This is a genomic window from Microvirga massiliensis (assembly GCF_001006805.1).
In the GTDB taxonomy this organism is placed as follows: Bacteria; Pseudomonadota; Alphaproteobacteria; order Rhizobiales; family Beijerinckiaceae; genus Microvirga; species Microvirga massiliensis.
Map to the genome: position 1 here is coordinate 11,487 of NZ_LN811363.1, position 9,374 is coordinate 20,860.

Annotated in this window: 9 protein-coding genes and 1 pseudogene; 5 read left to right on the top strand and 5 right to left on the bottom strand. The window is 65.7% G+C overall.

All coding sequences use genetic code 11. The features are described 5' to 3' along the window. Positions 1-320 precede the first annotated feature (320 nt). Together BN1233_RS32410 and BN1233_RS32415 are read right to left on the bottom strand one after the other, a co-directional pair. A complete protein-coding gene (locus BN1233_RS32410; RefSeq protein ID WP_046867810.1) occupies positions 321-575 on the bottom strand; it encodes a hypothetical protein in 255 nt (84 codons plus the stop codon). 176 nt (positions 576-751) lie between these two features. After that, on the bottom strand, positions 752-1,264 hold the full coding sequence (locus BN1233_RS32415) for a Spy/CpxP family protein refolding chaperone (RefSeq protein ID WP_046867811.1): 513 nt from the start codon (positions 1,262-1,264) through the stop codon (positions 752-754). A gap of 390 nt (positions 1,265-1,654) precedes the next feature. On the opposite strand from BN1233_RS32415, the gene BN1233_RS32420 reads away from it, so the two are divergent. After that, complete coding sequence (locus BN1233_RS32420) at positions 1,655-1,891, top strand: DUF6894 family protein (RefSeq protein WP_046867812.1); 237 nt, start codon at positions 1,655-1,657, stop codon at positions 1,889-1,891. Positions 1,892-2,017: 126 nt separating this feature from the next. On the opposite strand, the gene BN1233_RS32425 is transcribed toward BN1233_RS32420, so the two are convergent. Continuing rightward, a complete protein-coding gene (locus BN1233_RS32425; RefSeq protein ID WP_082145784.1) occupies positions 2,018-3,112 on the bottom strand; it encodes an AraC family transcriptional regulator in 1,095 nt (364 codons plus the stop codon). Between the two features lie 957 nt (positions 3,113-4,069). On the opposite strand from BN1233_RS32425, the gene BN1233_RS32430 reads away from it, so the two are divergent. After that, a complete protein-coding gene (locus BN1233_RS32430; RefSeq protein ID WP_147707676.1) occupies positions 4,070-4,258 on the top strand; it encodes a hypothetical protein in 189 nt (62 codons plus the stop codon). Positions 4,259-4,390: 132 nt separating this feature from the next. Here the strand turns inward: BN1233_RS32430 and BN1233_RS32435 are convergent, their stop codons facing one another. After that, a complete protein-coding gene (locus BN1233_RS32435; protein WP_052764024.1) occupies positions 4,391-4,837 on the bottom strand; it encodes a hypothetical protein in 447 nt (148 codons plus the stop codon). A 613-nt stretch (positions 4,838-5,450) separates the two neighbouring features. Here BN1233_RS32435 and BN1233_RS32440 point away from each other — a divergent pair. After that, positions 5,451-6,575, top strand: a complete 1,125-nt coding sequence (locus BN1233_RS32440) for an AraC family transcriptional regulator (RefSeq protein ID WP_082145785.1) — start codon at positions 5,451-5,453, stop codon at positions 6,573-6,575. Here BN1233_RS32440 and BN1233_RS32445 read toward each other — a convergent pair. Beyond that, positions 6,567-7,061, bottom strand: coding sequence for a hypothetical protein (locus BN1233_RS32445; RefSeq protein WP_046867814.1), 495 nt, complete (start codon positions 7,059-7,061; stop codon positions 6,567-6,569). The two genes, BN1233_RS32440 and BN1233_RS32445, sit on opposite strands and share 9 nt — an antisense overlap. A gap of 537 nt (positions 7,062-7,598) precedes the next feature. Here BN1233_RS32445 and cax point away from each other — a divergent pair. Further along, entirely contained in the window at positions 7,599-8,747 is a 1,149-nt protein-coding gene (gene cax, locus BN1233_RS32450) for a calcium/proton exchanger (RefSeq protein WP_048709654.1), read from the top strand. 237 nt (positions 8,748-8,984) lie between these two features. After that, positions 8,985-9,374: pseudogene (locus BN1233_RS48695) on the top strand (hypothetical protein); the annotation flags it as partial.

Here is a 9,374-nt window from a genome sequence, read left to right on the forward strand (position 1 = left end):
AAACCTCCTGGGAGGAGAAGGAGCGTCGATCGGGATTGATGCCCTGAGGGTGCCCGTCGCGACGCTCGTATGCGGTGCGTCGCGACGGGCAATTGCGATGGGATGCACTCCCATGGGTTGCGCAACAGGATCATCCCAACCGAACAGGCAAGGATCCCGTGGAGTTGGAGCGATCCTGCAACGGAACGGAGCCTGCACGCGGTGCCGAGAAGGCCGCACTGTCGTGGACGACTGTCGGCGATCCTGGATCCGCCCTCACTTCGAATTGATGCTGCCGTGCTCAAGCGCCTGGCATAAGCGCACCGTGCATGCCGGGCCGCTCAGCGCCTGCCGACGCGATTGACCGGGCCGCCGCGGTTCATGGGGGTGCCAGGGCGCACGCCAACACCCGGAGCGCCGATGCCCGGGGTCACGACGGCACGCGCCGCCGGTGCAACCGGACGCGCGACGCAGCCCTTCGGCACGCCGACCGTCTTGCAATAGACGACCGCATTCGCGGGCTCAGCAGTCGCGGCGACAGCGACGAAGGCAGCCAGCGCCAGTCCAGCGCGGGGCCAGGATTCAATGTGACCCATTGCATGACTCCGATTTCACGTTTGTCCTCATCATCCCAGGACGTCTATCGTCCGAAGCAGTCGCGCCACTCGTTGCGAAACATCAAAGCGGACCCTTGCGGGAAGGTCAGCCCGCCGCGGGGCGAGGAACCCCTTGGAGGCCGAAGCGTACGGTGCTCGCTCTCCAGGGACGAGCGTCAGAAGTCGGAATCGTCCTCGTCGTACATCTCCATGCGACGATCCTCCAGGGCCCCTCTCAGTCCTTCGAGAGCACGCGCCGTGACGAGTCCCAGCCGCATCTTCTGGTCGGGGGTGAGGCTCTGGTAGAGCGGCTGCCATGCATCGGCGAGCTTCTTGAGTCCGGCCGCCCGTTCCATCAAGGCGTCGGCCCGCTCCCGATAGAGCTGCACGGGATCGATCTCCCGCCCCTGGGCGGTGCGGTCCCGGAGCGTGGCCAGCCGGCGATAGCGTGCCTCTGCCCTGGCGCGGATGGCATCCTCGACCGCCGGCCAGAGTTTCTGCTGATCCGGCGTGAGCTGCAAAGCGATCTTGATCACGCCAACCCGGATATCGGTTAGGATCTTGAACTCGGTTGGGTTCAGCTTTCCGTTCTCTTGCGAGACATCGGCACCAGACGCGCCTTGTGCATAAGCCGCCGGGGCACCGACCATGAACATGGCAGCCATCATGGCAATCGTCTGCTTGCGCATTCACGTCTCCTGAAGGGTTCCTGATCGTCTGAACGCTTGCCAGCCTATGGTTCACACTGCCGGCGTGCTTGATACTTTGGGACCGTCTTCAGCCATTTTGGGACAAGTTCGGCTCTGCATTCGGGAGCAACGACCACCGAGCAACAGGTAAGCGCTCGGACGAGCGGGGCAATTTTCCGTTTGCGATCCTAGAAAGCTTCAAGCGGCCGGTGAGGGAGCGGTTTCAGCGGCGCCGATCCTGAGAGGAACCACGTCGGCAGGTTAGGGGCATCAAAGGTTTCAGTAAGACACGAAAACGCGACAGGCGTGCCGGTCGGGAGTAGACTGGGCGAGCCGCGTTGTCCTGACCCTCCGATGAGCGCCGCCAGCCCATCATAAGCGAGAGCGGCCATGCCTCGTTTCTTCTTTCACGTCCGGTTCGATCATCTCAATCGGAGCCGCGACGAGCTTGGCCTCGACTTCCCGGACGTGGAGACCGCCCGCGCCGAAGCAGTCCGCGCGGCCAGGGATCTCAGAGGTGAGTTCGTAGCTCAGGGGCAGGACCCGCGGGACTATGCCATTGAGGTCGAAAATGTCTCCGGCGAGCTGGTTCTTCGCCTGCCGTTCTCTGGGCTTTTTGATGCTTAAGCCGGGGCGACGGTCGCTTCCCCACAACGGGGTTGTGGCAACAGCCGAGGGAAACACGATGGCGCGGCCTGAGAACAGGATCGCCTTATAAAGGACCCGGAGTGGGCGTGAACTCGGAACAGAAGCCTAGAGCGCATCCTGCGTGTCGCTGTGGCTCCGCCAGGCGGTGGGCGTCTGGCCCGACCAGCGCCGGAAGGCGCGGGTGAAGGCGCTCGCTTCCGAATAGCCCAGCGCCGCCGCGATCTGCCCAAGCGGCACCTCGGTGTCCTCCAGGAGCTGGCGCGCGATCTCGAAGCGGACCTCGTTGGCGAGCGCCCGGTAGCTCATCCCGCTGCCCTTGAGGCGGCGGCTCAGGGTGCGGCGGCCCATCGCCAGCAGATCGGCCAAATCCTCCGCCGAGCAGCGGGCCCCCATCAGCCGCGTGCGCAGCAGCCGCCGGATGTCATCCGAGAAATCGGCCCCCGCGTCGGCCCGCAACTGCCGCAGGCGCTCCTCCAGCATCATCCGCAGCAGCGGATCGGCCCCCGCCACCCTGCGCGTCAGGTCCCCGGCCGGGAACACGAGGGTGGCGCTCTCCTGATTAAACCGGATCGGCGCGCGGAAATGACGTCGATAGGGTTCCGCTTCGGCTGGCGTCACGCGGGGCACGAGCACCTCGGTCGGCCGCCATTCGGAACCACACAGGGTCCGCAGCGCATTGGCCGCAATGGCCAGGGCCGCATCGGCGATCTGCTCGGCACTCTCGTTCTGTGGCGACTGGACCGCGAACGTGAGCAGGGCCAAGCCATCGCGGATCGTCAGTGAGGCCACCACGGCACGGTCGTGGACGCCCAGGTTGGACACAAGTCCCTCCAGGGCCGCACCCACGGTCTCCGAGTGCTGCATCAGGCGCCCGACCAGGTCCATCGACAGGATGGTGGCGCGACCGCCGACCAGCAGCCCGAGATGCGGACAGCGCGTGCGCGCCACGCTCAGGGTATACAACCGGGCCAGAGCGGCAATCGGAACGACGTTCGTGCCATCCGCGAACAGGCAGGGATCGAGGCCGGCTGCGCGGATGAGCAGGTCGGGATCATGGCCGAACTCGCGCAGAACCGGGACGATTTCCTGGGACACGCCCAGATGGATGTAGCCTGGAGGCAGTGTCTTGCTGGGGGGCTGCGGTGATGAGGTACGCAGCAGGATGGCATCCGCAGACGGAAGTACAATGTCGCTCGTCACTGTCGTCCCTTGTGGACTTCTGAATGCTATCGTACGGTTCACAAGGACGGCGTGGCCAAACACGCAGACTTCGGTCCGCAAAGCTCAATAGAGGTAAAATAAACGATTAAGGCCGATGTGCGGCTGACTGGACGTTCCTCTACGACATGCCTCGGATGAGCACTGAGGCGGCCTGATGCCCAGAGGATGCAAGCGCCAGTTCATTGCATCGTCCAGTGCGAGGTACACTTTCCGATCGACCCCGGCTTCTTTTCGGCACTCGGTAGCAAAGACCACCAACCGCTCGGTAAGTCACTGAGCCAAGAAGATTTTGGCCTCTTCCACGGTCGCAGAAATTCGACGAGGCAAGGACGGCAACAAGTTTTTGGAGTTAGCCCAGAACAAGGCGTGCTTCAAACACGTTAGCTATGTAGAAGATCCAAGAATGATGGGGAGGCGGACCCTCATTCGCCCCTCTGTATGTCGCTCATTGACCGAGGCTATGTGAAAACGCGAAACTACAACCTGATCCCGAAACACTTTTCGATTATCGGTGGAATCCGCGCTGGTTCGGCTCCAAACGTCCCAGCAGCGCAACCCGTCCGGATTATTCTTCGCCGCTGGATTGGGGACCACGCGTTTTTACACGGCCTCGACCCGACTGGGACGTTCCGCGAGTCCGCTCGGCGATCAGCGAGGTTCCACCGTTCTTGCCGTTTGGCGTTCCGACCCGCGCCGTTTGGCGTTCCGACCCGCGCATTCCATGTCGCTCACGGCCGAAGATTTGCAACGAAAGGGGCGCGACGGAGCAACCATCCCATCCCCTCGACCAGATGCCACCCGGGGCTGGATACCGACCCGCACCGGGACGGAGATTTTCCGCGAAGGCATCGTTCGGTCGGTAGGCTACGGCGGGGCGGCGTTGCCCGGGAGCGCCGCCTCACGACAGTGATGACCGAGGGCCCTCGGAGCCGCGCGGTGGCCAAGTCCGTGCATGTCCTCATCGGTTCCCATGGGTCGCAGCGGACCACCACGGTCGCGTCCGGCGAGATCGACACGTTCGTGTCCGGCGAGATCGAGAAGTATTGCTTCCGAATACCGCGTCTTCCGGGCGTGGATGCCGTTATCCGCCAGAGGCGCAGGAGCACCTGGGAACGGCCGTCCTGACGGCTCATCCGAGAAGTCGCTTGCGATCGCCCAGCGATCACCCGCCGTGACCGCTGGCCCGTTCCTGACATTAGCAGCCGACTGGATCATCCGCTCCAGCCCGCCACGGCATCGCTGTCTCGCGCACGCTCCTCAGCAGACGCGGACCCACTGCCATTGATAATTGTAGCCGGTCCAGACCTGTTGCTGGCGCAGACACGCATTGGCGGCCGGATAGCCGTATCCGTAGCCGTAGCTGGCCGGGTAGCCGTATCCATAGCCGTAATAGTACGGCGCCGCCGCTGCGGCGGCCCCGGCTGCCAGCGTGCCCGCGGCAATGCCGGCCGCGACCCCGGGACGATAGTAGCCACGGCCATAGTAGCCGCCGCGATAATAGCCGCGGCCATAGTAGACGCCGCGATAGTAGCCCGCGCGACCGACGGCGGCTCTCCGGTATCCGACACCGCCAGACCGAACCACGGCCGCCCGATGCACGCCGCCGGCACGCACGTGCACGCCACCGCGCCGGGCCTCAGCGTCCGCCGGCAGAAGAACCATCACGGCGCCGACCAGGGCCGCAGGAACCAGGAAGCGACGCATGTCACCCTCCCTCGTGAGCGCCCCCGTGCGACAGTGCGCTGTTGGGAGCCGGAGCGATCCGGCGGCCGATGTCCAGATTACTCCTGGTCCGTTCGATAGTCATGTTACCGGTGGGCAGCCACGGCAGCAGGTCCATGCCGGTCCATGGCCTCGCATCCGCTGCTCCACTTCCGACTTGAGACGGTCAGTCTCGGCACTCCGAAATGAGACTTCCGCCGAGCATCGAACGGCCCCTCCTGGCACGGAGCACTTGGTCGACTTCGGCGGTCAGACCTGACCTTCGTTGAGTGATCGGCATTTCATAGTTTGACCCGATCCGGACCTGACCGACATCCAATTTGGAAACGTCTGATCGGGCCGGTAGGATCAGCATCCCCGCCGAGTGCATCCGCGGGCTTGCATCCGCCCGGACCACCGTCGCACGTGACAGCCCATTGGGCTCGACCCTCGGAATGGCAGCCTGTCCCGGTGGAACAGCGCAGAGAAGGCCAGCCATCCCGGAAACTGGCCCAGATCGCGCCTCAACTTATGTTTACTTGACCGAACGGAAGCCCTTGTGCGCGATGACGCTGATCGTGCCGGAGCACGATCATCCACGGGACATCGCGAGACCATGACGTTGGACGACACTGCCGGGCCTCTCTCCGCGAGCATCGGTCAACCGGACACCACGCCGTCGCCGTCAGTTGCTGTGACGGGACCCGGCCGCTCGCTGCCGCCCGGCTCCATTCATCTCGGGGTCGCCAAGGAGATCGTTCCGGTCCTGCACGAGCTCGGCTTCGATCCCGATCCGGTGATCCGCGCCGCCGGGCTCGATCCGGCCCTGTTCGACGATGGCGCCAACGTGATCCCGTTCGCGGCCCTGGGGCGACTGCTGACGCTCGGCGTCGCGCACACCCGCTGCCCGCATCTCGGGCTGCTGGTCGGCCAGCGCGCCACGATCCTGTCGCTCGGCCTCGTCGGGCGCCTGATGCTGCACTCCGTCACGGTCGGCGACGCCTTGCGCGCCCTCGTCGCGAACCTCAGCATCCAGAACCGGGGTGCCGTCTGGGGGCTGGCCGGCACGGGCGACACGGCGCTGTTCAGCTACTCCATCTACCAGCCCGAGGTGGAGAGCACCGACCAGATCGCGGACGGCTCCATCGCGGTCGCGGTCAACGCCCTGCGGGCCCTGTGCGGACCCGAATGGAACCCGACCGAGGTGCTGCTGCCGCGGGTCGCCCCGGCCGATCGCGAGCCCTACCGGCGCTGTTTCCGGGCGCCGGTGCGCTTCGATCAGGAGATTGCCGCCCTGGTGTTCCCGGCCCGCGACCTGGAGCACCGGGTCAGCGGCGCCGATCCGGTGCTACGGGCGATGCTCGCGGAGCGCATCCAGCACCTGACAGCCCCGCCGGCCTCCGAGCTCGCGGACCACATCCGGCGGCTGCTGCGCACGCGACTGACGCGCAACCGCTGCTCGGCGGAGGCCATTGCCGAGCTGCTGAAGATGCACCGCCGGACCCTGACCCGCCACCTGAAGGACAGCGGCATGGGCTACCGGGCGCTCGCCAACGAGGTTCGCTTCGAGATCGCGCGCCAGCTCCTGGAGGACACCGAGGTGCCGCTCGGCCAGATCGCGGCGGCGCTCGGCTATTCGGAGGCCAGTGCCTTCACGCGCGCCTTCCGGCGCTGGTCGGGCCAAACCCCAACCGCCTGGCGGGCCGATGGCCGCGAGGACGGCTTGTCCGCATCAATGTAACCGCTCGCGGGGCGCTGGTCCCGCGCGGATTGCGGCCTCTTCCGACGCCGCGGCCGCCTGCACGGCAAGCCATCGCACCTCAAGCGCGCGAAGTCGCGCCGCCGCACGGTCATACGCCGCCTTCGCGGCTCTCTCCTCACGGAACAACTCGTCGGTCAGGCTGACCTCCAGCCGCTCCCAGATGCTGCTCAAGGCCAGAAGCGCCTCGCCATACTCGAGCTCCGCGCACCGGAGTTCCTCATCCGCCTCGTTCAGGACCGCACCGGAAACGAGAGGAGTGGAGGAGCCCACCGCGATGCCGCGCCGGGCAGGACCTGGGATCGCGGCTCTTGAGGGAAAGGGACCGGCCGGACGGGCGAGCAGCTTGCGGCTCTCCTCGATCAGGCGCTCCGTCTGCTGGATCGTCCTCCCGGTCCGCTCGAGCAACGACTGCGTCGTGCGAACCCGAAGATGTGTCTGGTGTCGATGGGCCTCGAATTTGCTCATGGTCCGCAGGATACGCTGGCTTGCCGGCTCGGAACTTCACATGCAGCAAGTCAACGGCTTTCTGCGAAATCAGCCGATAGCGGCAGCCGCCTTCAGCCCATCGCGCTTCCCGCGCCCGATCGGAGGACGCAAAGGGTCCAGGGAACGTCCCGTTCGGTCCAGCAGGGTGCTCCGGGCGGGTTAGGGACCGCGGGCGCGGCCACCGCCGTGGGAACGGCGGGCCTGGCAGTGTCGGCTACCGTGGCGGTTGTCGATCCGCAAACATGACAAACTCTCGGGGCCCATGTTGACGAGTTGGGGCCAGACCGCTTCCGGCGTCGTAGCGCCTTAAACCTTGGTCTCTTCAACCGGTGATCGGGAGCTTATTGCTCTGCCGGACTTCTTCCATCACCGTCCGGGCACCGAGCGGATCGGGGTTGTCCTGAGGTATGAGTGGCCCAAACTGTCAATGGATTGTCTCTGCTGATCAAGCACTGCGCGTAAACCGAGCTAGGGTGATCCAGTCGCTGCCCCTTGCTGGAACCAGGGGATGAGCTCATGGCCGACAAGCCATACCCCGGCGGTCACGCGGTGGCCGCGCTGTCCCTGTTCAGACCCTCCCTCCTGTGGCTCCTGATCCTCGCGCCTGTCGTCGCCCTTCTCGACCGCAGTGGCGACGTTCCGGCGGGGTTGATCTTCTTCTGTGCCGCACTGGCCATCGTGCCGTTCGCAAAGCTCATCGTGCAGGGCACCGAGCAGGTCGCCGCCCACACGGGCGCCACGGTCGGGGGCCTCCTCAATGCGACGTTCGGCAACCTGCCGGAACTGATCATCGCCATGTCCGCGCTGCGGGCCGGCCTGCTGGAGATGGTGCGCGCCTCGATCGTCGGCGCGCTGCTCGCCAACCTGCTGGTGGCCCTCGGCCTCTCCTTCCTGCTCGGCGGCCTGCGCCACCACAGCCAGAGATACAACCCGGATGCGGTGCGGACCTACTCGTCGACCATGGTGCTGGCCTGGATCAGCCTGGCGCTGCCGAGCGCGTTCCACCGTGCCTTGGAGACGGAGCCCCACCTTGGCCTGCACACCACCCTGGACCTCGTCGTGGCGGTCGTCCTGCTGGGCCTCTACGGGCTGTTTCTGCTGTACTCCCTGAGAACTCACCCGGAGACCTTCACTGAACTGAACGCGCCGGCGGAGGAGGAGACCGAGGAGCACCCCAGCCTCGGGTGGGGCATCGCGACCTTGCTGGTCGCCTCTCTCGGTGCAGCCTGGATGAGCGAGCTCCTCGTCGGCGCTGCCGAGCAGGCCGGGCACTCGCTGGGCATGTCGCAGGTGTTCATGGGGGTGATCGTGCTGGCGCTCGTCGGCGGCGCGGCCGAGTCCGGATCGGCGATCGCCATGGGAAGGGCCAACCGTCCCGACCTCAGCATTGGCATCGCCCTGGGAAGTTGCGTGCAGATCGCATTGTTCGTGGCCCCCATCCTGATACTGGTCGCGCCGGCAATGGGGCAGCCGCAGTTCCAGTTGGTGTTCTCGCAGGCCGAGATGTGGATGTTGTTCGGAGCGGTGCTGCTCGGGGCGACCGTCACCACGACGGGCCAGGCCAACTGGTTCAAGGGCGCGCAACTGCTGGCGCTCTACGTCATCATCGCGGCAATCCTTTACCTGATCCCGGCCACCACGCCGGCGGAAACGGCGCTCCATTAATCCGCCCGTTTGCGTATTGGCCCTGTTGTCCCGCCTGGGCTGACGTCGATTATGCCCAATGGCAGCCGACGTGAGAACGCGCGCAGCCGGTCAAGCCATGGGAGGCAGGGCGCCGGTCCAGGCAAGCTCGCTGCCGATTGTACCCGCACGACCCATGCACCAATGCCCCTTCACCCCCGGGTTTCGCTGACGGTACCATCGGGTGCATGGAACTGGGCTCCGGCGAGGAGGTCGGCGATGCCTCAGGAAGAGACCCCCATGTACTCGCATCTGAGGACGCCGAGGGCGGCTGCCGTTGCCGGGATCGTCTTTTCGATCCTGTTGGTCATCATCTTCTGGGTCTTCCGGAGTGCAGTGCCGGCCGATCCGTTGGACCCTGGCACTTGGCTGGCCGGCGGCTCCGGGCGCGTGGCGTTGGCGCTGAACCTCATTCCCTTTGTGGGCATCGCCTTCCTGTGGTTCATCGGCGTGCTGCGCGACCGCCTCGGCCGGAAGGAAGATCGCTTCTTCGCGACGGTGTTCTTGGGAAGCGGCCTGTTGTTCCTGGCCACCCTGTTCGTGGCAGCCACGATTGTCGGCGCATTGCTGCTCATTGCCCCTTCGATCGAGATGACCGCAACGAGTCCC